Origin of the sequence: Streptomyces sp. CA-179760 (assembly GCF_050937045.1) — a bacterium.
Lineage (GTDB): Bacteria > Actinomycetota > Actinomycetes > Streptomycetales > Streptomycetaceae > Streptomyces.
Map to the genome: position 1 here is coordinate 6,293,134 of NZ_JBNJLZ010000001.1, position 25,130 is coordinate 6,318,263.

Sequence of the window (25,130 nt, forward strand, 5' to 3'; positions counted from 1 at the left end):
GGCGTACTCGCGCCACTCATCGTCACGGGTGCGTCATCCGCAGGACATCCAGCGCCTCGTCGAGCTGCTCCCCGGTCAGATCGCCGCGCTCCACGTACCCGCCGTCCAGGACGACCTGACGGATGGTCTTCCGCTCGGCCAGCGCCTTCTTGGCCACCTTCGCGGCCTCCTCGTACCCGAGGTACTTGTTGAGCGGTGTGACGACGGAGGGGGAGGACTCGGCGTACTCCCGCGCCCGCTCGCGGTCGGCCGTGACGCCGTCGACCGTCCGGTCGGCGAGCAGCCGCGAGACGTTGGTGAGCAGCCGGATCGACTCCAGCACGTTCTTCGCGATGACCGGCAGCATGACGTTGAGCTCGAAGTTGCCGGCGGCGCCCGCCGTGGCCACGGTCGCGTCGTTCCCGATGACCTGGGCCGACACCATCAGCACCGCCTCCGGAATGACCGGATTCACCTTGCCCGGCATGATCGAGGAGCCGGGCTGGAGGTCGGGCAGGGCGATCTCGGCGAGGCCGGTGCGCGGTCCCGAGGACATCCACCGCAGGTCGTTGGCGATCTTCGTCAGCCCGACCGCGATGGTCCGCAGCTGCCCGCTGGTCTCGACGATGCCGTCCCGGGCGCCCTGCGCCTCGAAGTGGTCACGGGCCTCGGTGAGGGGCAGCCCGGTCGTCCGGGCGACCTCCTCGATCACGGCGGCGGAGAAACCGGGCGGGGTGTTGATGCCGGTGCCGACGGCCGTGCCGCCGAGGGGCAGTTCGGCGAGCCGGGGGAGAGAGGCCTCGAGCCGCTCGACGCCGTAGCGCACCTGGGCGGCGTACCCGCCGAACTCCTGCCCCAGCGTCACGGGGGTGGCGTCCATCAGATGGGTCCGCCCCGACTTCACGACGTCGGCGAACTCATCGGCCTTGCGCCCGAGGGCGGCCGAAAGATGCTCCAGGGCCGGGACGAGGTCGCGGATGACGGCGGCGGTGGCGGCGATATGGATCGACGAGGGGAAGACGTCGTTCGACGACTGGGAGGCATTGACGTGGTCGTTGGGATGCACGCTCCGGCCCAGCCGCTCGGTGGCCAGGGTGGCGATGACCTCGTTGGTGTTCATGTTGGACGAGGTCCCGGACCCGGTCTGGAACACATCGACCGGGAAGTGCTCGTCCCACTTCCCCTCGGCGACCTCGGCAGCGGCCGACTGGATCGCGTCGGCGATCTCCTTGTCCAGGACCCCCAGCTCGGCGTTGACCCTGGCCGCCGCCCCCTTGATCCGCGCCAGCGCCTCGATGTGCGCCCGCTCGATGCGCTGCCCGGAGACGGGGAAGTTCTCCACGGCCCGCTGGGTCTGGGCCCGCCACTTGGCGTGGGCGGGCACCCGCACCTCTCCCATGGAGTCGTGCTCGATGCGGTACTCGGTCCTGTCCTGCTCGTCGGTCATCGACGATCACCTCCACGTGGCACAGCGTCCGGGACCCGACCACTGTTCCCCGTGGAGGCGAACCGTCACCCCTGTTCTCGGGCGAGTCCGGGACCCCGTACCGCAATGGCGGTGAACGCCGGCGCCGGAGAGGGACCACTGCGGCAGCCCGTCCGGCGTTCGAGGACAAGGCCCTCCGGGCCGGACGGGGCCGGTGCGGCGCACCGGAAGAAGTCGTTGCCCTTGTTCGTCCGGCGGCACCATCCAGCCCGTCCGGCGTTCGAGGACAAGGCCCCTTCAGGGCCGATCGGTGTCTGGGGGGCGCAGCCCCCGGGGGCGGGGTCGGAGGGGCGGCAGCCCCTGGGGATGGGACGGGCAGGGGCGGCGGGGGCGAGAAGTGTCCCCGCCGCACCCGAGGACCTACGCCAGCCCGGGGCCCCGCACGGGAATGGAGGTGAACGTCGGCGCGGGCGCGGGATCCTGGAAGAAGTCGTTGCCCTTGTCGTCGACGACGATGAACGCCGGGAAGTCCTCGACCTCGATCTTCCAGACGGCCTCCATGCCGAGCTCCTCGTACTCGACGACCTCGACCTTCTTGATGCAGTCCTGGGCGAGGCGGGCGGCCGGGCCGCCGATGGAGCCGAGGTAGAAGCCGCCGTGGCTGTCGCAGGCGTCCGTGACCTGCTTGCTGCGGTTGCCCTTGGCCAGCATCACCTTGGAACCGCCGGCCGCCTGGAACTGCTCCACGTAGGAGTCCATACGGCCCGCCGTCGTCGGGCCGAAGGAGCCGGACGCGTAACCCTCCGGCGTCTTCGCGGGACCCGCGTAGTACACCGGGTGGTCCTTCAGGTACTGCGGCATCTCCTCGCCCGCGTCCAGCCGCTCCTTGATCTTGGCGTGCGCGATGTCACGCGCCACGACCAGGGGCCCGGTCAGCGACAGCCGCGTCTTCACCGGGTACTTCGTGAGCTCGGCCAGGATCTCGTCCATCGGCTGGTTCAGGTCGATCTTGACGACGTCACCCTCGGACTCCAGCTGGTCGTCCGTCGTCTCCGGCAGGAACCGCGCCGGGTCCTTCTCCAGCTGCTCCAGGAAGACACCCTCGGCCGTGATCTTCGCGACGGCCTGGCGGTCGGCGGAGCAGGACACCGCGATGGCGACCGGGCAGGACGCCCCGTGCCGCGGGAGCCGCACCACGCGCACGTCGTGGCAGAAGTACTTGCCGCCGAACTGCGCGCCGATCCCGATCTTCTGCGTCAGCTCGAAGACCTTCTGCTCCAGGTCCTCGTCCCGGAAGCCGTGCCCGAGCTCCGAGCCCTCCGCCGGGATCTCGTCCAGGTAGTGCGCGGAGGCGTACTTCGCCGTCTTCAGCGCGTACTCGGCGGACGTACCGCCGACCACGATCGCCAGGTGGTAGGGCGGGCAGGCGGCCGTACCCAGCGAACGGATCTTCTCCTCCAGGAACTTCATCATGGAGGCCTCGTTCAGGACGGCCTTCGTCTCCTGGTAGAGGAACGACTTGTTGGCCGAGCCGCCGCCCTTGGCCATGAAGAGGAACTTGTAGGCGCCGCCGTCGGTCGCGTACAGCTCGATCTGCGCCGGGAGGTTGGAGCCCGTGTTCTTCTCGTCCCACATGGTCAGCGGGGCCATCTGTGAGTAGCGCAGGTTCAGGTTCTGGTACGCGTCGTAGATGCCGCGCGAGAGGGCCGCCTCGTCGCCGCCCTCCGTGAGCACGTTCTGCCCGCGCTTGCCCATGACGATCGCCGTGCCGGTGTCCTGGCACATGGGGAGGACGCCGGCCGCCGCGATGTTCGCGTTCTTCAGCAGGTCCAGCGCCACGAACTTGTCGTTGCCGGACGCCTCGGGGTCGTCGATGATGCGGCGCAGCTGCGTGAGGTGGGCCGGGCGCAGGTAGTGCTGGATGTCGTGGATGGCCTCTTCGGCGAGCTTGCGCAGCGCCTGAGGCTCCACCTTGAGGAAGGTCCGCCCGTCCGGCCCCTCGACCGTGGAGACACCCTCGGAGGTCACCAGCCGGTACGGGGTGGTGTCCTCTCCCTGGGGGAGCAGATCGGTGTACGCGAACTCAGGCATCTCGCCCATTCCTCACTCGACAGACGCGACCCGCCTCCTTTGGCGAGCGCCCACCAGCGTAGAACCTGGCTCCGGCGGCGAGCTTGTGAGGTAAGGCTCAGTTCGTCACGATCGGGTCGTGGTCAGGGGCTCGCAAAGGACAGGGGCGAGGGCTGTCGCGATCTATCGTGTTTCGCTACGCTGCTGTCGTGGACCTTCAGAAGCAGGACCTTCAGACGCAGGGGGCGCCCGCCGGCTCCGAGTTCCGCGCCTCCGACGCCGAGCGTGACCGCATCGCCGACATCCTGCACGACGCCCTCGCCGAGGGCCGTCTCACCGCGGACGAGCACGCCGAGCGGGTCGACGGGGTGCTGCGCGCCAAGACGGTCGGCGAGCTGGAGGTGTTCATACGGGACCTGCCCGCCGCCCACGGCCGGGCCCGGCCCCGTCCCCCGCCCCGGCCCCGTACCGCCCGACCGCGGGCGCCATTCCGATGGACCCGGACGACAACGTGGTCGCGATCTTCGGCGCCGCCGTCCGCAAGGGCCGCCGGCGAGCGGGTCGTCGTATCCACGCGTACGCGGTCTTCGGCAGTGTCGAGATAGATCTCAGCGAGGCCCTCTTCGACCACCAGCAGCTCGTGATCAAGTCGTTCGCGGTCTTCGGCACCGTCGACATCCGCGTCCCGGAGAACGTGTCGCTGCGCGGCATGGGCGGTGGCGTGCTCGGCAGCTTCGAGGTGGACACCCTCGACTCGGGCGAACCGGAGGCCCCGGTGGTCTACGTCGACGGCTGGGCCGTCCTGGGCAGCGTCGAGGCGCGGCCCAAGCGCGGCAAGTTCGTCGCGGACATCCTGGACCGGGTGCAGCGCAAGGTCGACAGGAGTCTGCGCAAGCACCTGGATCATTGACGGTCGCGAATCCGCTCCGGGCCCGGAGCGAATCGGTGCACCGGTGACACGGCCCCACGGACCCTGCGAACGGGCCGAACCAGCGGTTCGGAACTCAGTGCATAGGCGCGGGTACAGCGGGTAGGCCTTGCTGCATCGTCTCTCGCTCGCGAAGCCGTCGTCAGGAGTAGACCGTGCTGCAACCGCCGCATTCGTCCCTGCAGGTAGCTGCCGTTCCGGCCCCGCGGGTGCCAGCGCGAGACAGGGATCAAGACGCCCCGTGGCACACCGAGGCGGTGTGCCGGCGGGATGAAGCGGGCCTGTTCTTCGCTCCCTCCAAGGAGCCCACCGCGGCCCGGCTCTCCCGCGAGGAGGCGGCGAAGCGGGTCTGCGCCCGCTGTCCGGTGATGGTCGAATGCCGCGAACACGCCCTGCTCCAGCCCGAACCGTACGGCGTCTGGGGCGGTCTCACCGCAGCGGAACGCCGCGTGGTCCTCGCCCGGCGCCGCCGTCGCGACCTGGAGCTGAAGAAGTCGGCCAACTCGTCGGACCGCATAGCCGCGGCAGGCTGAGCGACAGAGGAGGAGGGCGCCCCCACCGCACCGGGGGCGCCCTCTTTCAGCGGCTCTTCGACCGTCGGCTCTTGGGGCGTGGGGCTACTTGCCCTTGTCGAAGTCGATGGCGCTGTACGCCCGCAGCTTGCTCAGGCGGTGCTCGGAATCGATTCTGCGGACCGTGCCCGACCGCGACCGCATCACGATCGAGTCGGTCGTGGCGGTCTCCGCGCGGTAGCGAACCCCGCGCAGCAGCTCCCCGTCCGTGATCCCGGTCGCCACGAAGAACACGTTCTCGCCGGTGACCAGATCCTCCGTGGTCAGCACCCGGTCCAGATCGTGCCCGGCGTCGATCGCCCGCTGCCGCTCCTCGTCGTCCTTGGGCCACAGCTTGCCCTGGATCGTGCCGCCCAGGCACTTCACCGCACAGGCCGAGATGATGCCCTCCGGCGTACCGCCGATGCCGAGCAGCAGGTCGACGCCCGTGCCCTCGCGCAGCGCCAGGATCGAGCCGGCCACGTCACCGTCGGAGATCAGCCTGATCCGCGCACCGGCCTCCCGGATCTCCTTGATGATGCCCTCGTGCCGCGGCCGGTCCAGGATCACCACGGTCACGTCCTCGGGCGCGGACCGCTTGGCCTTGGCGACCCGGCGGATGTTCACCGACACCGGCGCGTTGATGTCGACGAAGTCGGCGGCCTCGGGGCCGGTGACGAGCTTGTCCATGTAGAAGACCGCCGACGGGTCGAACATGGAGCCGCGCTCGGCCGCGGCCAGCACCGCGATCGCGTTCGTCATGCCCTTCGCGGTCAGGGTGGTGCCGTCGATCGGGTCCACGGCGATGTCGCACTCGGGCCCGGTCCCGTCCCCGACGCGCTCCCCGTTGAACAGCATGGGGGCTTCGTCCTTCTCGCCCTCGCCGATGACGACGACGCCGTTCATCGAGACGGTGGAGACGAGGGTCCGCATGGCGCGCACCGCGGCACCGTCGGCGCCGTTCTTGTCTCCGCGCCCCACCCAACGGCCCGCGGCCATCGCCGCCGCCTCGGTCACCCGGACCAGTTCCAGGGCGAGGTTGCGGTCGGGGGCCTCGGAGGGCACATCGAGTTCGGACGGCAAGTGATGATGCTCGGTCATCGGAGCGCACCTTTCTGTACGACGACGGCCGGATGAGGGCTTTGTCGCCCGACTCTATCTCCGAGTTCACAAAATGAGCAGGGGCCCCCACGGATGAGCGCTCGGGAGACCTGCGACGATAGGGGGCGTGGCAGGCACGAACGGCAAGCAGAAAACGGCGCGGGACATGATCCTCTCCATGGGCGTCATCGTCCTCGTGGCGGGCTTCGTGTACCTCTTCATCCCGCACGACGACACCCCGCCCGACACCAAGGTGGTCGACTACCGGGTCGAACTGCTCACGGCACGCCGCGCCGCCCCGTACCCCGTGGCCGCGCCCGAGGGCCTGACCGACGCATGGAAGGCCACCTCCGTCCGCTACCGGGGCGAGGACTTCGACACCTGGCATCTCGGCTTCCACGATCCCGAGGGGGAGTACGTGGCGGTCGAGCAGTCCACTCAGCGGCGCCCCGTCTTCCTCGACGAGGCGACCCAGGGCGCGCGGGAGACCGGGCAGACCGAGAAGATCGCCGGCCGGACGTGGGCTCGCTACGAGGGCGGCCGGTACGACGCGCTGGTCCTCGAAGGCGCCAAGGGCTCGACGACGGTCGTGACGGGCACCGCGTCGTTCGCACAGCTGTCGAAGATGGCTGAGTCGCTGCAGACCAAGTGAGCCGCGAACCCGCGTAGGCACGGCGAAGGCCCCCGGCGGAGTGCCGGGGGCCTTGTTCGTGTTCGGGAGGGCTCAGACCGTGGTGACGACCTGGTCGAACTCCAGGCGCGGGGAGCGCGGGTACCAGGCGTCCGGGCCCGGACGGCCGATGTTGACGATCATCAGCGGGGTGTGGTCGTCGTCCAGGAACTCCTTGCGCACGCCCTCGAAGTCGAAGCCGGTCATCGGGCCGGCGGCGAGACCGGCGGCGCGGACGCCGACGATGAAGTACGCGGCCTGGAGGGCGGCGTTCAGCCCGGCGGCGTTCTCACGGACCGGGCGCTCGGTGAAGAAGACGTCCTTGATCTGCGGCGCGGCGGGGAACAGGTGCGGCAGCTCCTCGTGGAACTCGTTGTCCGCGGAGAGGATCGCGACCAGCGGGGCGCTCGCCGTCTTGGGACGGTTGCCCTCGGCCATGTGCGCCACCAGGCGCTCGCGGGCCTCGGGGGAGCGGACCAGGGTGATGCGCAGCGGGGTCTGGTTGAAGGCCGTCGGGCCGTACTTGACCAGGTCGTAGATCGCCTGCACCTGCTCGTCGGTCACCGGCTCGTCGGTGAAGGTGTTGGCGCTACGGGCCTCGCGGAACAGCAGGTCCTGGGCGGCGGGGTCAAGAACGAGGGACATGAGTGCACTTTCTCGCGACGGTCGGTCCGGAAGATCGGCTGACGTCTTCGACCGTACGCGAGTGAAGTTCAACGTTCAACTAACGCGAGGGTGTCGTGTCTCACCCCGCACCCACCGGCCCGGTCTACTCGGTGTCCTCGTCCTCCGCGGCCTCCTCGGCCAGCGCCGCGTCCAGCCGCGCCCGTGCCCCGTCCAGCCAGCGCCGGCAGACCTTGGCCAGCTCCTCGCCGCGCTCCCAGAGCGCGAGGGACTCCTCCAGCGTCGTACCGCCCGCCTCCAGGCGCCGGACGACTTCGATCAGCTCGTCCCGCGCCTGCTCGTACCCGAGCGCCTCGGTCGTGCCCGGCGCCTCATCAACCTCGCTGGTCATCCACCCACCCTATGTGTCCACTCGTACGGAGAACTCACCCTCGGAGACCCGGGCGCGCAGCGCCTCGCCGGCCTCCACCTCGCCGGGATCGCGGACGGCGTGCCCGTCCGCCTTCTGCAGCACGGCGTACCCGCGCTTCAGGGTCGCGGCGGGGGAGAGGGCCACCACGCGCGCGTGGGTGTGCGTCAGCTCCGAGTCGGCCCGGTCGAGCTGGTGCCGCAGACAGCGGCGGCCCCGGTCGAGCAGGTCCGCCACGTGGTCGGCGCGCTCGTCGATCATCCGGTGCGGGTCCTCTATGGACGGCCGTGCGAGGGCATGGGCCAGCCCGCGCTCCTCGCGCTCGACCAGCGCCGCCGCGCACCGCCGCGCCCGGTCCCGCAGCAGCCGCACGCGCTCGTACTCCTCGCCGACGTCCGGTACGACCTTCTTGGCGGCGTCGGTCGGGGTGGAGGCGCGCAGGTCGGCGACGTGGTCGAGGAGCGGGTTGTCGGGCTCGTGCCCGATCGCGGACACCACGGGCGTACGGCACTGGGAGACCGTCCGGATCAGCTGCTCGTCGGAGAACGGCAGCAGGTCCTCCACACTGCCGCCGCCCCGCGCGACGATGATCACGTCGACGTCCTCGATCGCGTCGAGCTCCTTCACGGCCTGCACGACCTGCGGCACGGCGTGCACGCCCTGCACGGCGACGTTGCGCACCTCGAAGCGGACGGCGGGCCAGCGGTGCCGGGCGTTCTCCAGGACGTCGCGCTCGGCGGCCGAGGCCCGTCCGCAGACCAGCCCCACGAGCTGCGGCAGGAACGGCAGCGGCTTCTTCCGCTCCGGCGCGAACAGCCCCTCCCGCCCGAGGGTCTTCTTCAGCTGCTCCAGACGCGCCAGCAGCTCCCCGACACCGACGGGCCTTATCTCGGCGGCCCGCAGCGACAGCTGACCCCGCGGGGCGTACCACTCCGGCTTCGCGAGGACGACGACCCGGGCGCCCTCGCTCACCACGTCCGCGACGGCGTCGAACACCTGCCGGTAGCAGGTGACGCCCACGGAGATGTCGTGCGATGGATCCCGCAGCGTCAGAAACACCACACCGGCACCCGGCCGCCGCGACAACTGCGTGATCTGCCCCTCGACCCACACCGCCCCGAGCCGGTCGATCCATCCCCCGATGAGCCGCGACACCTCACCGACGGGGAGCGGGGATTCCGCGGACGTGTTCACAGCCATGCCCGCGAGGGTAGTGGGCGCCCCTGACATCACGGCTCACCCGCTCGGTGAGGTCTTCACGCTCCCGGCGGGGGGCGGCGCGTCCCGCCGACCGCCCTGCGCCGTCAGCACCACCAGCCCGAGTGCCAGCCACACCGCCCCCACCAGTCGGGCGGTTCCCGATGCCTCCGCGATCACGGCGATCGTGATCGCCGCTCCTGCCACCGGCACCAGGACGTGCCGCCACCAGCTCACGGGCCCTCCCCGGCGCCGTACCGCGAACCAGCCCACCACGCTCGCATGCAGCAGTGTGAACGCGGTCAGTGCGCCGACAGCGACCACCGACACGAGGTGATCCATGCCGTCGTCCCGCCGTGCCGCCCACACCGCCGCCAGCAGCGTGACGACGGCCGCGCACAGCAGGGCCACCCGGGGCACCCCGGCGTCCGTCCGCGACAGGACGCGCGGCAGCCGCCGGTCGCGGCCCATCGCGAACAGCAGCCGGCCCGCCGCCGCCTGCCCGGCCAGCGCGGCGAACGCGGCACCGATCGCCTTGCTCACCGCGACCAGGTCGTGCAGCCAGGTGCCGACGGAGGCGGCCACGGCGTCGTAGAACGCCGACCCCTGCCGCCCCGGCTCCGCCGCCAGCCGCGCCGACGACAGCGGCTCCAGCAGCGCCACCAGGTACGTCTGCGCCATGAACAGCACACCCGCCAGCGCCAGGCAGAACAGCAGCGCCCGCGCCACCTTCCCCGAACCGCCGGTGACCTCCTCCGCGAAGCTCGCGATCGCGTCGAACCCCAGATAGGACAGCACCGCGACCGACACCGCCCCGAGCACCGCCGACACCGCGAACGCCCCTTGCGTACCGTCCCCGACAGCGGCGAGAGCCAGCCCCGCTCGCCACCGTCCCGCGCCAGGACCACGACCGCCGAGACGACGAAGACGGCCAGGACCACGACCTCCATCGCCAGCACCAGGAAACCGACCCGGGCGGCGGCCCGTACGCCCCACAGGTTGAGCAGCGTCGTCACGACGACCGCGAGCGCCGTCCACACCCACCGCGACACCTCCGGGACCAGCGCGTTCATCGCGATCCCGGAGAGCAGGTACGCCACCGCGGGGATCAGGACGTAGTCCAGCATCGCCATCCAGCCGGCCACGAACCCGGCACCATCGCCGAGCCCCACGCGTGCGTAGGCGAACACCGAGCCCGCCTGGGGGACCACCCGCACCATCTGGGCGTAGCTGAAGGCCGTGAACGCCATCGCGACCGTGGCGACGACGTAGACCAGCGCGACCGCGCCGTGCGACTTGGCGTCCAGCGTGCCGAACACACCGACCGGGGCCATCGGCGCGATGAACAGCAGCCCGTAGACGACCAGGTCCCGGAAGCCGAGACTGCGCCGCAGCGCGTGTTCGCCGTCGGCAGGGGGAGCCGCCGCCGTCCCGGTCTCCGGCATGATGTCCCCTCCGTGTCCCCCTCCGCCGGCGTCACTCACGTCGCGTCCCGTCAGTCTTCCCGGGGACTCCACACCGACGCGATCTTTGACCCGCCGAACGCGGCCTTACGATGGGACGCATGTCTGCTTCGCCTGGCCGCCGTGTCCTGCTCGCCGCCCCCCGTGGCTACTGCGCGGGTGTGGACCGCGCCGTCATCGCCGTCGAGAAAGCGCTGGAGCAGTACGGGGCTCCGGTCTACGTCCGGCATGAGATCGTCCACAACAAGTACGTCGTGCAGACCCTGGAGAAGAAGGGCGCGATCTTCGTCGAGCAGACGGAGGAAGTGCCCCCGGGGAACATCGTCATGTTCTCCGCACACGGCGTTGCCCCTGTCGTCCACGAGGAGGCCGAGCGCGGCCGCCTCGCCACCATCGACGCCACCTGCCCCCTGGTCACCAAGGTCCACAAGGAAGCCGTCCGCTTCGCCAACGAGGACTACGACATCCTCCTGATCGGCCACGAGGGCCACGAGGAGGTCATCGGCACCTCCGGCGAGGCCCCCGAGCACATCCAGCTGGTCGACGGGCCGGGCGATGTCGCGAAGGTCGAGGTCCGCGACCCGTCCAAGGTCGTCTGGCTCTCCCAGACCACGCTGTCCGTCGACGAGACCATGGAGACCGTCGACGCGCTGCAGGACAAGTTCCCGCAGCTCATCTCCCCGCCCAGCGACGACATCTGCTACGCCACGCAGAACCGACAGCTGGCCGTGAAGCAGATGGGGGCCGAGTCGGAGCTGGTGATCGTGGTCGGCTCCCGCAACTCCTCCAACTCCGTGCGGCTCGTGGAGGTCGCCAAGAACGCGGGTGCGCGCGAGGCGTACCTCGTGGACTTCGCCGACGAGATCGACGAGTCCTGGCTGGAGGGTGTCTCCACGGTCGGTGTCACCTCGGGTGCCTCCGTCCCGGAGGTCCTGGTCGAGCAGGTCCTGGAGTGGCTCTCGCAGCGCGGCTTCGAGGACGTCGAGCTCGTCAAGGCGGCCGAGGAGTCCATCACGTTCTCCCTGCCGAAGGAGCTGCGCCGCGACCTGCGCGAGGAGGCGGCGACGCTGGCCGCCGAGCGCGGCGGGGCGGGGACCGGTGCCGGCGCCGGCACCGGGGCCGGTGAAAAATCCGGGGAGTGATCGCGAACGGGCTGGGCAGCGACCGCCGTCCGGCCTGTGACTGTCAGTCGTTCGTCGTAGCGTAGGGCCATGCAGATCTTCGGTGTGGACATCGGCGGTTCCGGGATCAAGGGCGCCCCGGTGGACCTGGACAAGGGTGATCTGGCGCAGGAGCGCCACAAGATCCTCACCCCGCACCCGGCCACGCCCGACGGGGTGGCCGACGGTGTCAAGCAGGTCGTCGACCACTTCGGCTGGACAGGCCCGATCGGGGTCACCTTCCCGGGCGTGGTCACCGACGGAGCCGTGATCCGTACGGCGGCCAACGTCGACGACAGCTGGATCGACGCCGACGCCCGCGCGCTGCTCGGCGAACGGCTGGGCGGCCTGCCGGTGACGGTGGTGAACGACGCGGACGCGGCGGGCGTCGCCGAGATGAACTTCGGCGCCGGCCGCGGCCGCCACGGCACGGTGATCGTGCTCACGCTCGGCACGGGCATCGGCAGCGCACTCTTCATCGACGGCGCCCTCGTCCCAACACCGAGCTGGGCCATCTGGAGCTGGACGGGCACGACGCGGAGAAGCGGGCCTCCAGCAAGGCCCGTGAGGACCACGACATGACGTGGGAGCACTGGGCGTCGCACCGTGTGAGCAAGTACCTCGCCCATGTCGAGATGCTCTTCTCGCCGGAGCTGTTCATCATCGGCGGCGGCGTCAGCCGCAAGTCCCACAAGTTCCTGCCCCACATCGAGGGCATCAAGGCGGAGATCGTCCCGGCGCAGTTGCAGAACAACGCGGGGATCGTGGGGGCGGCGATGCGGGCGGCCGGGCACTAGGCCGTTTCTGATGGCTCTTGTTGGCTGGGTGGATCTCGTGGTCAGCCGGGCAGGACGCTCGTATGGTGCGGCGACACGAGCTCACGGACGCGCAGTGGCGGAAGATCGAAGCTCTCCTGCCCGGTAACGGCAGGCCGGGTGGGCAGTGGGCGGATCACCGCAGGGTGATCAATGGGGTGCTGTTCCGGGCCCGGACGGGGGTGCCCTGGCCGGACCTGCCGGAACGGTACGGTCCCTGGCAAACCGTCTACGAGCGTCATCGCCGCTGGTCGGCCGACGGCACCTGGAGGGCGATCCTGCGCGAGTTACAGATCGAGGCGGATGCCGGCGACCCGGACGGGGCGCTTGCCCGACAAGAGTGGGCGGTGAACATCGACTCGACTTCCTGCCGGGCGCATCAGCACGCAGCCGGGGCACCGCGCAAGCCCCCGGCCGACTACCCGCAAAAGGGGGCGGGGCGCGTGAGGAGGCAGATGGGCGGGAGGCGTTGGGACGCTCACGGGGCGGGCTGACCAGCAAGGTCCATCTGCTCTCCGACGACCGGGCCCGCCCGCTGCACTGGCTGACCTCGCCCGGTCAGCGGGGTGACAGCCCGATGTTCGCCCCGGTGCTGGACGGCCTGCGCATCCAGCGGCGCGGTATGGGCCGCCCGCGCAGCCGGCCGGACCGGGTGCGCGGCGACAAGGCGTACTCCAGCCGCGACAACCGCGCCTACCTGCGGCGGCGCGGGATCAAGGCCACCATCGCGCAGCCCGATGACCAGCGGGCCCACCGGAAGCGCCGCGGACGCTTTGGTGGCCGGGCCCCAGCCTTCGACAAAACTCAGTACCGCAGCCGCAACGCAGTCGAGCGGTGCATCAACAAGTGGAAACAGTTCCGCGCGGTGGCCACCCGGTACGACAAACGCGACTACATCTTCAACGGCACCCTCACCGTCACCGCGATCGTCATCTGGCTTCGAGACACCGTCCAAGAGCCGTCAGAAACGGCCTAGGCGTGTCGGCCCGGCGGGTGTCGCACGGGCGGTTGACTTGCCGGCGGGCGCCACACCGGCGGGTGTCACGCCGGTGGGTGTCACCCCGCTGGTGTCACGCCGGTGGACGGGCCCGGCTGCGGCCGCCGTCCGTCGCCGGTGCGCCGCCGGGTCCGGCGGTGGTCGTCCCACCGGTGGCGCCACCCCGACAGGACCTCGGCAGACGCCACCCCGACAGGGTCCCGGCAGGTGCCAGCCCGGCAGGCCCCGGCAGGCGCCACCCCGGCAGGTGTCATACCGGTGGACGGGGCCCGGCCGCTGTCGCCGTCCGCCGCCGGTGCACCAGCCGGATCCGCCGGACGATGACGATGAGGCCGGCGACGAGCGTCCCCCCGTACAGCCATCCGGCCTGCGTGGCGAGTGCCGTCACCAGCCCCATCAGCCTGCCGCCGGTGCCTCCGTCGCCGCCGGCCATCGGCAGCAGCCCCACGGCGAAGGCGATCGGCACGACGACGGGCGCGATCATCAGATCCCCCCGGCGCACCCAGACGGCCGTCAGCACACACACCGGCAGGAACAGCACGCCGTACGCCGTCAGCGACGCCCCGAACAGCACCGCGCACAACCCGCCGAGCAGGAACATCACCACTCCGCAGAACAACCCGCTGCCCAGCCCGGTCAGCCGGGGGTTCGGCAGCCGTCCCGCGGTGGACGCGGACGCTGCCGACGCGGTCGGGGTCCGCCGTACCGCCGCCTCGCTCCCGGCTTCTCCCGCTCCTCGTTTCGCCTGGGGCGGCAGTGACGATCTCGGCCGGTCGCGTCGCGGTCCGTACCGGGCAGGTCGCGTCCTGTATTGCTCCACTGCACCAACGTAGGTCGTTTAATGTGCCGAATCGCCCATCAGACACGCCGTGGGCCGAGGCAAGGCCAAGCGTTCGACAGGTCGCCGGGCCGCTTGCGGGTACGCCGTAGACTGGTGGATCGGCCGGTCCCCTGGCCCCCTGGCCCTCTCCACTCACGGGAAGTCGCAACGTGTCGCTCACGATCGGAATCGTCGGTCTGCCGAATGTCGGCAAGTCGACCCTGTTCAACGCCCTGACCAAGAACGACGTGCTGGCGGCCAACTACCCGTTCGCCACCATCGAGCCGAACGTGGGCGTCGTCGGCGTCCCCGACCCGCGGCTCGGCAAGCTGGCCGAGATCTTCAAGTCGGAGAAGGTCCTCCCGGCCACGGTCGACTTCGTCGACATCGCGGGCATCGTCCGCGGCGCGTCCGAGGGTGAGGGCCTGGGCAACAAGTTCCTGGCGAACATCCGTGAGTCGGACGCGATCTGCCAGGTCATCCGTGCTTTCGCGGACGAGAACGTCGTGCACGTGGACGGCAAGGTCTCGCCCAAGAACGACATCGAGACGATCAACACCGAGCTGATCCTGGCGGACCTCCAGACGATCGAGAAGGTCCTCCCGCGCCTCCAGAAGGAGTCGCGCATCAAGAAGGACATCGCCGCGAAGGTCAAGGCCGTCGAGGAGGCCAAGGAGATCCTGGAGAAGGGCGACACCCTCTTCGCCCACGGGATCGTCCAGGGCGGTGAGCGCAACGAGCTCCTGCACGACCTGCACCTGCTCACCACCAAGCCGTTCCTCTACGTCTTCAACGTCGACGAGGACGAACTGGTCGACGAGGACTTCAAGAACGAGCAGCGCGCCCTGGTCGCCCCCGCCGAGGCGATCTTCCTCAACGCCAAGCTGGAGGCGGACCTCGCCGAGCTCGACGAGGACGAGGCCCTCGAACTCCTCCAGTCCGTCGGCCAGGCGGAGCCCGGCCTCGCCACCCTCGCCCACGTCGGCTTCAACACCCTCGGCCTCCAGACCTACCTCACGGCCGGCCCCAAGGAATCCCGCGCCTGGACCATCAAGAAGGGCGCCACGGCCCCGGAGGCGGCCGGCGTCATCCACACCGACTTCCAGAAGGGCTTCATCAAGGCGGAGGTCATCTCCTTCGACGACCTGGTGGAGACGGGCTCGGTGGCGGAGGCCCGCGCGAAGGGCAAGGCGCGCATGGAGGGCAAGGAGTATGTGATGCGGGACGGGGATGTCGTGGAGTTCCGCTTCAACGTGTAGCGGGCACACGGCATGACATGCTCCCGCTGGCGCAGACGCGGATGACGTTGCCGTCTCGGGTGCCGACATCTCCGCCGGGGCAGGGCGTAGACGCCCGCCGGCCGGTCCGGGACGCCATCGAGCAGCGCGTGCGCGGTCTGCTCACCGAACTCGGCGTCCCGGACAGGTCAACGAACTGACGGGCCTTCACACACAGGGCTCAGAACTGGAGCGCCCAGGCATCGATGCGCCCGGTGTCCAGACGGGCGTTGTCGCTCACCCGGAGGGTCCACGTGCCGTTCGCGGTCTCGGCCGAGGCGTTCACGGAGTACGTGGTGTCGATGTTGTCCGCACTGCCGCCGGTGCCGTACGACTTCAGGGTGTACGCCGTGCCGTCGGGGGCGATCAGCTGGACCTGGAGATCGCCGATGTACGTGTGGACGATGTGGACCTCGACGGCCAGGGCCGAGGGCGCGTTGCCGGAGACGCCGGAGACCGTCACCGGGGACTCGGCGGTGGCGTTGTCGGCGATGGCCTGGTCGGCGGCGTTCTCGAAGCGCGGGCCGGGCGGGGTGGTCGTACCGCCGCCCACGTTCAGGAGCCGGTTGGGGGAGCCGCTGCCGGGGCTGGTGACGACGCCGGTGGTGGCGGCGGCCGTCAGCGCGGCGGAGACCTGTGCGGGAGTGGCCGTGGGGTTGTCGGCCAGGTGGAGGGCGGCGGCTCCGGCGACGTGCGGGCTCGCCATCGACGTACCGGAGATGGTGTTGGTCGCCGAGTCGCCGGAGTTCCAGGCCGAGGTGATGGACGAGCCGGGCGCGAACAGGTCGAGAACCGTCCCGTAGTTGGAGTAGCTCGCCTTCGCGTCGCCCGACGTCGTGGCGCCGACCGTGACGGCCTCGGTGACACGGGCCGGGGACCGGGTGGAGGCATTGGTGGACTCGTTGCCGGCCGCGACCACGAACGTGACGCCGGAGGTGACGGCGTTGCGTACGGCGGTGTCGATGGCCGTGTCGGCGGGGCCACCGAGGGACATGTTGGCGACGGCCGGCCGAGCCGCGTTCCCCGCGACCCAGTCGATGCCCGCGACGACCTGGGCGGTCGTGCCCTGGCCGGAGTTGTTCAGCACGCGGACACCGACGACCTTGGCCTGCTTGGCGACGCCGTAGGCGCTCCCGGCGACGGTGCCGGCGACGTGCGTACCGTGACCGTGGCCGTCCTGGGCGGTGTTGTCGTTGTCGACGGCGTCGTAGCCGTAGGAGGCGCGTCCGCCGAAGTCGCTGTGGGTGATGCGGACGCCGGTGTCGATGACGTACGCCGTGACGCCCTGGCCGGCCGAGTCCGGGTAGGTGTAGGAGCTGTTCAGCGGCAGGTTCTTCTGGTCGATGCGGTCCAGGCCCCAGGAGGGCGGGCTGGGCTGCGTCCCGGTGACGCTGTAGGTCCTGTCCTGGACGACGGAGGCGATGGCCGGGTCGGCGGCGAGACGTTTCGCCTCGGACTCGGACGCCTCGACGGCGTAGCCGTTCAGGGCCTTGGTGTACGTCCGTTCGATCTCGGCGCCGTACTTGTGCGCCAGGGCGCGGCCCTCGGCCGAACCGGCCTTCTCGGTCTTCAGGGTGACGATGTAGCTGCCGGCGACGGCGTTCGCGGCGCCCTCGTACTGGACGCGTCCCTCGGCGGCGACCGGGGCCGCGCCGGCGGGGAGGGCGGAGACGAGGCTCGCGACGAGCGCCGCGGTGGCCGTCGCGCCGAGCGCGGCCAGTCTTCGCCGGGTGGATCCGTGAGGGGTGCGGGGAGTACGCATCACTGCCATCTGAGGGGTCCTCCTCATCGGTGGTGCGCTGTGGGGTGTGGTGCACGCCCGTCGGAGCCACCCGGAAGCCCGGAGTCATGGCCATGTCAGCCAAAGGGTGACTCCTGTGCGTCAGCCGAAAGATTGAGGCCTCCACAGGAATTGCACAAGGGCCCTGCACGGACAGGGCCCTCGTCCCCACTCGGCCGGCTCGTCAGCCCGCCGAGCGGGTCCGCTCCAGCGCTTCGGCCGGCAGGGCGTCGCCGGCCCGGCCGGCATGGGTACGCGGACGTACGGACGACCGCCCGGTCGATCCACGAACTGTCCGCGCAGACCCTCACCGAACTGCGACACCTGGCGGGGGTGTTGCGCACGGCGGGAGACGCGGACGCGCATGCCGTCCCCCGGGCCGGACTGGCCGGCATCCCGGACCTGGTCCGCGACAGCGGCCTCCCGGTCGACCTCGACGTACCGACATGCCCCGCCGCGGTGCCCGAAGCGGTCGAACGCGCCGCGTACCGCACGGTCCAGGCGGCCCTGGCCAACATCCGCAAGCACGCTCCGTGCGCCCGTGCGCCCGTGCGCGCGTCCGCGTCCGCTTCGCGGCCGGACTGCACGTCGAGCTGCACAACAGGCCCCCGGCGCGAATCACCCCCGACCCGGCTCTTCCCGATGGCGGACACGGCCTGGCGGGCCTGCGAGAACGCGCGCACCTGCTGTCCGGCGAGTTCCACGCGGGCCCGACCGGGGACGGCGGCTTCACCGTACGGGCGGTGTTTCCCGTGGGATGGGCGACGCCCGACGGTCCCGCGAGGCCCGGGCCACTGACAGGATCGGTGCAGGCCGGTCCGACGACCTGCTGACCAGCCGTCAGCCTCCCTGCCGCACCCGCCTACGATGCGCGCAGCCGTACGTCAGCCCCCGCCCACCGCCTCAGCCAGGAGCACCGTACCCGTGTCGATACCCCCGCCCGGTGGGAACCCGCAGCCCCAGGACCCGTACGGCCGGCCTCCTGCCGACTGGCCTCAGGCGCACCGTCCGTACGGCACCCCGGTCTCCGTCAACGCGCTCGCCGTGGCCGCTCTCGTGCTGGGTGTGCTCTGCTTCCTGCCGGCGGCGGGGCTCGTCCTGGGGCTGGTCGCGCTGTGGCAGATCCGGCGGTCCGGGCAGAGCGGGCGGGGCATGGCGATCGCCGGGATGGTGCTGTCGTCCGTCGGAGCCGTGCTGTGGGGGGTGGTGCTGGCCACGGGTGCCGCGTCCGAGGTCTGGGCGAGGTTCGAGAACGGCGCGCAGGGCAACGAGAGCCTGTCGCTGCGCACGGGTGACTGCTTCGACGCGCCCGACGGTCTTGAGGGCGACACCTACGACGTCGACCCGGTCTCCTGCGAAGTCGGGCACGACGGTGAGGTGTTCGGCGTCGTCACGCTGCCGGGCGGCGCCTTCCCGGGCGGCGGCAAGGTCACCGACATCGCCGACGAGAGGTGCTACGGGCTCCAGAACCAGTACGCCATGGACTCCTGGGCGATGCCGACCGAGGTCGACGTGTACTACCTCATGCCGTCCCGGGAGACCTGGCGCTACGGCGACCGCGCGATCATCTGCGTCTTCGGCGGCACCGACGCGAAGGCCGAGCTGACCGGCTCCCTGCGCGACGACCCCACCACGCTCGACACCGACCAGGTCGTCTTCCTGTCCACGGCCAACGCCGTCGACACGGCGCTGTACGAGGAGCCGGAGAAGTCCCCCGAGGACGATCTCGCCGGAACCCGGGCCTGGGCCGCGCAAGTGCACGACGTGCTCGGCGAACAGATCGAGGCACTGCGCGGTCACTCCTGGCCGTCGGCTGCCCGGAAGCCCGTCGCCGACCTGATCGAGGAGATGGAGGACGCCCGTGAGGAGTGGTCGAAGGCGAGCGAGGCCGGTGACGTGGACACCTACTTCACGCACTACGAGAAGGCCTGTGCGTACGTCGACGGCCCGGTGACCGTCACCGCGCGCAAGGCCCTCGGACTGGCCACCACCCCGCCGTCGTTCGACGACAGTGAGAGCGGGAACTCCGAAATCGAGGTGTGACGGCGGCTATAGCGGGGAGAAAGTGCCTGCGTAAAGCCCCCAGGCCCCCTGTGTCATCACATCGAGTGATTCTCTGGCCTTTGCTTGCATCGCACAACCTACGGTTGCCACGCTGTTGCTGTCTGTACAACCTGATGGGAGCGGCCAGTGACATTCGGTGAGCAGCCGGCGTACCTGCGCGTCGCGGGTGATCTCCGCCAGAAGATCGTCGACGGTCAGCTGCCACCGCACACCCGGCTCCCCTCCCAGGCCAGAATCCGCCAGGAGTACGGAGTCTCGGACACCGTCGCTCTGGAGGCCCGCAAGGTGCTCATGGCGGAGGGGCTGGTCGAGGGCCGATCCGGCTCGGGGACGTATGTGCGCGAGCGGCCCGTCCCCCGGCGCGTCTCCCGCTCCGGCTACCGCCCGCCCGGCGGGGCCACGCCGTTCCGCCAGGAGCAGGCGGACGGTGAGGGGCGCGGCACCTGGGAGTCGAGCAGCGAACAGTCCGAGGCGAGTGTCGCGGTCGCCGAGCGGCTGGACATCGAGCCGGGCGACCGGGTGATGTGCACGAAGTACCTCTTCCGCGAGGGCGGCGAGGCGATGATGCTCTCCACGTCCTGGGAGCCGCTCGCCGTGACGGGCCGGACGCCCGTGATGCTGCCGGAGGAGGGTCCGCTCGGCGGCATGGGCGTCGTCGAGCGCATGCGCGCGATCGAGGTGATCGTGGACAACGTCGCCGAGGAGGTCGGCGCCCGTCCGGGGCTCGCCGAGGAACTGCTCGTCCTGGGCGGCGTCCCCGGCCATGTGGTCGTGGTCGTCCACCGCACGTTCTACGCCTCGGGCCGCCCGGTCGAGACGGCCGACGTGGTGATTCCGGCCGATCGGTACCGGGTCGCCTACCACCTTCCGGTCAAGTAGCGAACGCTCACATCCGTCCCGGGGCGCGCTCCCTGCGCGCCCCGCTCACAGGATCACAGAGGCGGCCGTCGTCGAACGGGGCGGTCCGCATTCCCTGACCGGTCGCCGTCTTCGCAGGTCGACCGCGGTGTACGCAGGTCGACAGCGGTATATGCGGTATGCCCGCGTCTGGGTGCGATGAGGCACTCGGACGGCGCGTTCATCGGCGCGCGCCCCCTGCGTTCTGGCTGGTTGCGTACCTCTTTGTGAAAACCCGTATTCGCTCCGTGAAGGTTAGGCGTAGGCTCGGGCATATGCGCATTGCGGTTTCCTTAGCGAGTGGGGCACGGCACAGGCCGCGGGTGGGAAGTGGAGGGGCGCGATGAACGACAGCACGATCACTCTTCCCTGGCTCGTGATACGAGAGGACGACAACGGCAACCGCTACCGGGTGGGCCGGTACGCGACCCGGTCCGAGGCTCAGAAGATCGTGGACAGCCTCGACGGCCGCGGTCACAAGCAGCTGTACTGGGTCGAGCGGCTGGGGCAGAACGGGGCGGGCGCGTGACGCACGACTGAGTCACCCGGTGCCTGCGCGAGGAGCCGGAGCCGACGTCCCTGTCCGGCCGCGCTCCCGTAGGCTCCCCGCATGAGTGAGCGGATCGTCGTCGTGGGTGCCGCGCTGGTCGACGACGGGCGGCTGTTGGCGGCCCGGCGCAGCGCGCCCGTGGAGCTGGCCGGGCGCTGGGAGTTGCCCGGTGGCAAGGTCGAGCCCGGGGAGACGGCGGATGCCGCGCTGGAACGGGAACTGCGCGAGGAACTCGGCGTCGACGCCGAGGCCGGCGGGCGCGTCCCGGGGGAGTGGCCCCTGAAGTCGCCCTACGTCCTGCACGTGTGGACCGCACGGCTGCGGCCCGGCTCCGCCGCCCCCGAGCCTCTCGAGGACCACGACGAACTGCGCTGGCTCGGCCCGGGCGAGATCTGGGATGTGCACTGGCTCGATCAGGACGTCCCGGCCGTACGGCAGACCCTCGCACACCTCGGAGCCGCGGAAGGCCCCACCGCTTCCGGCTCCACCTTTTCCGGCTCCACCGTTTCCGGCTCCACGGCTTCCGACCCCGGCTCATCCAGTCCCGGTGCGGAGGAAGTGCCAGGCGCCTGAGGCCAACCGGGGGCGTGCGATGCCGGGCAATTGCCGTACGGGCGCCCCCTGTGCTTTTCGTGCCACTGTGCGCCGCCCCGCACGGTACTCCGCCCCGGATATCGGGTATGTGCCCATTAAACCCATGAAACCGGACATGGGCGGGCCTCCTGCCTGGGAAGTGATCGGCGTGATCGACACCGAAGGTGACTGCGCCGAGTGGACCTTTGCCGCCGAACCGGGTGCCGTGCGCACCGCCCGCCAGGTCGTCCGCGGCCAACTCCGCTGCTGGGACCTCGACAGCCTGTCCGACCTCGCGGCGTTGCTGGTCAGTGAGTTGGTCACCAACGCTCTGCGGCACGCCACCGGACCCATCGGGGTCCGCCTGCTCCGCCCGTCCGGCCTGGACGGCGTCCTGAGGTGCGAGGTCTCCGACCCGCTCCCGGACCCGCCCCGCGAGCGCGCCGCCCGGCTCGATGACGAGAGCGGCCGCGGACTGCAACTGGTCGCCTCGTCCTGCCGCCGCTGGGGCACCCGGCCCGGCGTCGCCGGCAAGACGGTGTGGTTCGAACTCGCCCTGCCGGGGTGAAAAATCGGTGTACGTACGCCCCGTCACTGTCGAGCGATTGGTTCAGGCCAGTGGCGGTTGTCGACAGACGTGATTCGACGCCGTGTCCGCTGGTTAGAAGACTGGAAGTGTTCTCACGGTCCGGACCGAAAACCATCGGGACCGTGCTGTGATCGTGAACACCGTGTTGTGCGGCACCGTAGTGCTGGATACTGCGGGCAGCCGCCCCCGGTGACCGGTGCCGGACGCGGTGAGCTGGAGGGGACGGTTCGCGTGAGCGAGATACCAGCGAAGGCCACGGAGTCCGAGGACCCGTCGGATGGCGCTAGGGCCAGGGCCGCGGACGGCCTGGCTTCCGCGGTGGGAGGTGCGCTCGCGGCCGACGGGGTGCGGTCCGGGGACGCCATGTGGCAAAGCAGTCCCCCCGGATCCATCTACGACTACATCAAGGTCGCGTCCTTCTCCATCGGCCCCGACGGGCTGGTGGACCAGTGGAGTCTGCGCGCCGAGCACCTCTTCGGCATCTCCGCCGACCGCGCCGTCGGCATGGACCCCATCGAGGCCTTCATCGACCCGCGCCATCACGAGCGGGGCATGCGCAAGATGGCGGAGATCCTCGACGGCCGCGAGTGGACCGGCGTGGTGCCCTTCCGGATGCCGAAGGGCGCCGAGGGGGAGTGCGGACGCGAGGGGCTCGCCGAGGTGTACGTCATGCCGACGCGCACCGAGGAGGGCGAGAAGGCCGCCGTCTGCATCGTCGTCGACGTCCGCACGCTGCGCAGCATCGAGACCGACCTCGCCGCCTCGCAGGCCATTTTCGGTCAATCCCCGTTCGGTTTCCTGCTGATCGACGCCGACCTTCGGGTCCGCCGCGCCAACCACCGGTTCGCGTCCGTCTTCGGCGGCGAACCCGACGACCACCGCGGCAAAGGCGTCCACGACTACCTCCAGCGCGGCGAGGCCGAGCGGGTCGCCGCCACGCTGCGGCGCGTGCTGGAGAGCGGCAACTCCATCACGGACATGCACGTCACGGGCTTCGTGCCGGGCTCCGACGAGCGCCGCCACTGGTCCGTCAACCTCTACCGCGTGCACAGCGGTTCGGGCCGGCCCATCGGGATCGCCTGGCTCGGTACGGACATCACCTCGCGCCGCGCCGCCGCCCGCGAGGCCGCCGCCGCCCGGCGCAACCTGGCTCTGCTGAACGAGGCCGGCGCCCGCATCGGCAACTCCCTCGACCTGGAGACCACGGCCAGGCAACTCCTCGACGTCGTGGTGCCCGGCTTCTGCGACCTGGCCACCGTCGACCTCTACCAGGGCCTGCTGGCCGGCGACGAGACCCCGCCCGGGCTCGCCGACGGCAGCGCCGAGCTGCGCCGGGTCGCGTTCGCCAGCGCCGTCTCCGACGAGCCCTTCGCCGGCACCGGCGTGCCCGTCTCGGTCGGCGCCGTCCACCACTACCCGTTCAACTCGCCCTGCGCGGACGCCCTGCGCACGGCACGCCCGCAGAGGGTCCCCGGTGAGGACGGGGGGCTCGTGCAGTCCACGCTCGCCGTGCCGATGGTCGCCCATGACACCGTCGTCGGGCTCGTGCAGTTCGCCCGTACGAAGGGCAGCGAACCGTTCGGCGACCGGGACCGCGACCTCGCGGTGGAACTGGCGGCGCGCGCGGCGGTCTGCATCGACAACGCCCGCCTGTACCGGCGCGAGCACGAGCGCGCGTTGATACTGCAACGGTCCCTGCTCCCGCCCGGCGACCCGGAGGCCTCCGGCCTCGACATCGCCTGCCGCTATCTGCCCGGCAACGCCAACACCGGCCGGCCCAGCGAGGTCGGGGGCGACTGGTTCGACGTCATCGAACTCCCCGGGCACCGCACGGCGCTCGTCGTCGGCGACGTCATGGGCCGCGGCCTGCGCGCCGCCGTCGCCATGGGCGAACTCCGTACGGCCGTCCGGACCCTGGCGCAGCTCGATCTCGAACCGGCCGAGGTGCTGTCCCAGTTGGACGAGATCGCCCGCGGCCTCGGCGCCCCGGGGGCGTCCAGCAGGCGACCAGGGCGGCCCGCCGCCCGCGTGAGGCGGACCTCTCGGAGGTGTACCTCGCCACCTGCGTCTACGCCGTCTACGACTCCGTCACCCGGCGCTGCACCTTCGCCAACGCGGGCCATCTGCCGCCCGTCCTGGTCGAACCGGGCGAGTCCGCCCTGATGCTGGACGTGCCGCCGGGCTTGCCGCTCGGTGTCGGAGGGGAGCCCTTCGAGGAGGTCGAGGTCGACCTGCCCGAGGGCGCGCTGCTCGCGCTCTACACGGATGGACTTGTCGAAAGCCGCGACCACCCCCTGGACGAGGGCCTGCAGGCCTTCGTCAGCGCCCTCTCCGACCCGGCCCAGCCGCTGGAGGACGTCTGCGACCACGTCCTCAACACCCTCGACACCCACCACGGCGAGGACGACATCGCGTTGCTGATGGCACGTGTACAGGGCCTGCCGAACGAGTCCGTGGGCGACTGGACCCTGCCGCGCGAGCCGCGCAGTGTGGGCCGGGCCCGTGAGTACGCGCGTGCCCAGCTGATCAGCTGGGACATGGAAGCTCTCGTCGACACCACGGAGCTCCTGGTCAGCGAGCTGGTCACCAACGCCCTGCGCTACGGCGAGGGCGAGATCCGCCTCCGGCTGCTGCTCGACCGCACCCTGGTCTGTGAGGTCTGGGACTCCGGCCTGGTCCAGCCCCGCCGCCGCCGGGCCCGCGACACCGACGAGGGCGGCCGCGGCCTGCAGCTCGTCGGCCTGCTCAGCGCCGCGTGGGGCTCCCGGCGCACGCCCCGGGGCAAGACGGTGTGGTTCGAACTCCCCCTGCCCGGCGGCGAGACGCGCCTGACGGATCCGGCGGAGGCGCTGCTGAGCCTGTTCTGACCGGGCCTGTGCCGGGGCGCCGGTGACCCACGCCTCCCACGCCGGGACGGCATCACCGGCTGCAGCCCAGAGATCGCGGTCCTGGCCGACCCGGGCTCCTGCGTGCGGACCTACGGCACCCGCGAGGTCCCACCTGCTGTCGGATCCGTCGGACAACGCCACTTCGCGAGGGTGGGCTCCCCGACAGGGCCTCGTACCGAGCGTCTTCCGCGGTCTCGACGTGGACACGTACGTCCTTGGTGCTCTTGACGATGGGCGCCATGAGCTCGCCCGCGTTGTCCGTGCGGAACTCATGGCGGGGAACGCGGGTGACCACTTGCTCT

The 25,130-nt window shown here is 70.9% G+C and carries 18 protein-coding genes and 4 pseudogenes; 13 read left to right on the plus strand and 9 right to left on the minus strand.

Annotated features, from left to right (window positions below; all coding sequences use genetic code 11):
- Positions 1-22: 22 nt before the first annotated feature.
- Together ACQEV8_RS28760 and ACQEV8_RS28765 are read right to left on the minus strand one after the other, a co-directional pair.
- Positions 23-1,426 (minus strand): class II fumarate hydratase, encoded by a 1,404-nt coding sequence (locus ACQEV8_RS28760; protein ID WP_432965936.1) that lies wholly within the window; start codon positions 1,424-1,426, stop codon positions 23-25.
- A 399-nt stretch (positions 1,427-1,825) separates the two neighbouring features.
- Positions 1,826-3,496, minus strand: a complete 1,671-nt coding sequence (locus ACQEV8_RS28765) for a fumarate hydratase (protein WP_432965939.1) — start codon at positions 3,494-3,496, stop codon at positions 1,826-1,828.
- Between the two features lie 188 nt (positions 3,497-3,684).
- On the opposite strand from ACQEV8_RS28765, the pseudogene ACQEV8_RS28770 reads away from it, so the two are divergent.
- Both ACQEV8_RS28770 and ACQEV8_RS28775 read left to right on the plus strand, forming a co-directional pair.
- Positions 3,685-4,385 (plus strand): annotated as a pseudogene (locus ACQEV8_RS28770) (DUF1707 SHOCT-like domain-containing protein).
- A 173-nt stretch (positions 4,386-4,558) separates the two neighbouring features.
- Positions 4,559-4,936: a WhiB family transcriptional regulator gene (locus ACQEV8_RS28775; protein WP_432965942.1), complete on the plus strand. Its 378-nt coding sequence runs from the start codon at positions 4,559-4,561 to the stop codon at positions 4,934-4,936.
- An 84-nt stretch (positions 4,937-5,020) separates the two neighbouring features.
- On the opposite strand, the gene glpX is transcribed toward ACQEV8_RS28775, so the two are convergent.
- On the minus strand, positions 5,021-6,055 hold the full coding sequence (gene glpX, locus ACQEV8_RS28780) for a class II fructose-bisphosphatase (RefSeq protein WP_215118822.1): 1,035 nt from the start codon (positions 6,053-6,055) through the stop codon (positions 5,021-5,023).
- A 127-nt stretch (positions 6,056-6,182) separates the two neighbouring features.
- Here glpX and ACQEV8_RS28785 point away from each other — a divergent pair, with 127 nt between their 5' ends.
- Positions 6,183-6,707, plus strand: a complete 525-nt coding sequence (locus ACQEV8_RS28785; protein WP_432965946.1) for a DUF4245 domain-containing protein — start codon at positions 6,183-6,185, stop codon at positions 6,705-6,707.
- A gap of 72 nt (positions 6,708-6,779) precedes the next feature.
- On the opposite strand, the gene ACQEV8_RS28790 is transcribed toward ACQEV8_RS28785, so the two are convergent.
- From ACQEV8_RS28790 to ACQEV8_RS28805, 4 genes and pseudogenes are all read right to left on the minus strand, one after another.
- Positions 6,780-7,370, minus strand: coding sequence for a malonic semialdehyde reductase (locus ACQEV8_RS28790; protein ID WP_432965949.1), 591 nt, complete (start codon positions 7,368-7,370; stop codon positions 6,780-6,782).
- 124 nt (positions 7,371-7,494) lie between these two features.
- The gene (locus ACQEV8_RS28795; protein WP_391099656.1) at positions 7,495-7,740 is read right to left on the minus strand and encodes an exodeoxyribonuclease VII small subunit; all 246 of its coding nucleotides are present in this window, start codon (positions 7,738-7,740) and stop codon (positions 7,495-7,497) included.
- 9 nt (positions 7,741-7,749) lie between these two features.
- Complete coding sequence (gene xseA / locus ACQEV8_RS28800; protein ID WP_432965954.1) at positions 7,750-8,958, minus strand: exodeoxyribonuclease VII large subunit; 1,209 nt, start codon at positions 8,956-8,958, stop codon at positions 7,750-7,752.
- A gap of 36 nt (positions 8,959-8,994) precedes the next feature.
- A pseudogene (locus ACQEV8_RS28805) lies at positions 8,995-10,400 on the minus strand (APC family permease).
- A 110-nt stretch (positions 10,401-10,510) separates the two neighbouring features.
- Between ACQEV8_RS28805 and ACQEV8_RS28810 the strand changes: the two are divergent.
- The 3 genes and pseudogenes from ACQEV8_RS28810 to ACQEV8_RS28820 all read left to right on the plus strand — a co-directional run bounded on the left by ACQEV8_RS28810 (position 10,511) and on the right by ACQEV8_RS28820 (position 13,369).
- A complete protein-coding gene (locus ACQEV8_RS28810) occupies positions 10,511-11,560 on the plus strand; it encodes a 4-hydroxy-3-methylbut-2-enyl diphosphate reductase (protein ID WP_432965957.1) in 1,050 nt (349 codons plus the stop codon).
- 69 nt (positions 11,561-11,629) lie between these two features.
- A pseudogene (ppgK, locus tag ACQEV8_RS28815) lies at positions 11,630-12,375 on the plus strand (polyphosphate--glucose phosphotransferase).
- Positions 12,376-12,437: 62 nt separating this feature from the next.
- A protein-coding gene (locus ACQEV8_RS28820; protein ID WP_432959410.1) for an IS5 family transposase occupies positions 12,438-13,369 on the plus strand; the annotation gives its coding sequence in 2 pieces (ribosomal slippage) (positions 12,438-12,842 and positions 12,845-13,369; 930 coding nt in all).
- Positions 13,370-13,640: 271 nt separating this feature from the next.
- Here the strand turns inward: ACQEV8_RS28820 and ACQEV8_RS28825 are convergent.
- Positions 13,641-14,210, minus strand: a complete 570-nt coding sequence (locus ACQEV8_RS28825) for a DUF6542 domain-containing protein (RefSeq protein WP_432965960.1) — start codon at positions 14,208-14,210, stop codon at positions 13,641-13,643.
- A 170-nt stretch (positions 14,211-14,380) separates the two neighbouring features.
- On the opposite strand from ACQEV8_RS28825, the gene ychF reads away from it, so the two are divergent.
- On the plus strand, positions 14,381-15,469 hold the full coding sequence (ychF, locus tag ACQEV8_RS28830; RefSeq protein WP_432965963.1) for a redox-regulated ATPase YchF: 1,089 nt from the start codon (positions 14,381-14,383) through the stop codon (positions 15,467-15,469).
- A 199-nt stretch (positions 15,470-15,668) separates the two neighbouring features.
- On the opposite strand, the gene ACQEV8_RS28835 is transcribed toward ychF, so the two are convergent.
- Positions 15,669-17,258, minus strand: a complete 1,590-nt coding sequence (locus tag ACQEV8_RS28835) for a S8 family peptidase (protein WP_432965966.1) — start codon at positions 17,256-17,258, stop codon at positions 15,669-15,671.
- A 933-nt stretch (positions 17,259-18,191) separates the two neighbouring features.
- Here ACQEV8_RS28835 and ACQEV8_RS28840 point away from each other — a divergent pair.
- From ACQEV8_RS28840 to ACQEV8_RS28865, 6 genes and pseudogenes are all read left to right on the plus strand, one after another.
- Positions 18,192-19,310: a septum formation family protein gene (locus ACQEV8_RS28840; protein ID WP_432965969.1), complete on the plus strand. Its 1,119-nt coding sequence runs from the start codon at positions 18,192-18,194 to the stop codon at positions 19,308-19,310.
- 147 nt (positions 19,311-19,457) lie between these two features.
- Complete coding sequence (locus ACQEV8_RS28845) at positions 19,458-20,210, plus strand: GntR family transcriptional regulator (protein WP_432965972.1); 753 nt, start codon at positions 19,458-19,460, stop codon at positions 20,208-20,210.
- Between the two features lie 361 nt (positions 20,211-20,571).
- A complete protein-coding gene (locus tag ACQEV8_RS28850) occupies positions 20,572-20,757 on the plus strand; it encodes an SPOR domain-containing protein (RefSeq protein WP_432965975.1) in 186 nt (61 codons plus the stop codon).
- Positions 20,758-20,838: 81 nt separating this feature from the next.
- Positions 20,839-21,351, plus strand: a complete 513-nt coding sequence (locus ACQEV8_RS28855; protein ID WP_432965978.1) for a (deoxy)nucleoside triphosphate pyrophosphohydrolase — start codon at positions 20,839-20,841, stop codon at positions 21,349-21,351.
- Positions 21,352-21,475: 124 nt separating this feature from the next.
- Complete coding sequence (locus ACQEV8_RS28860) at positions 21,476-21,919, plus strand: ATP-binding protein (protein WP_432965981.1); 444 nt, start codon at positions 21,476-21,478, stop codon at positions 21,917-21,919.
- A 252-nt stretch (positions 21,920-22,171) separates the two neighbouring features.
- Positions 22,172-24,807 (plus strand): annotated as a pseudogene (locus tag ACQEV8_RS28865) (SpoIIE family protein phosphatase).
- Positions 24,808-25,130 lie beyond the last annotated feature (323 nt).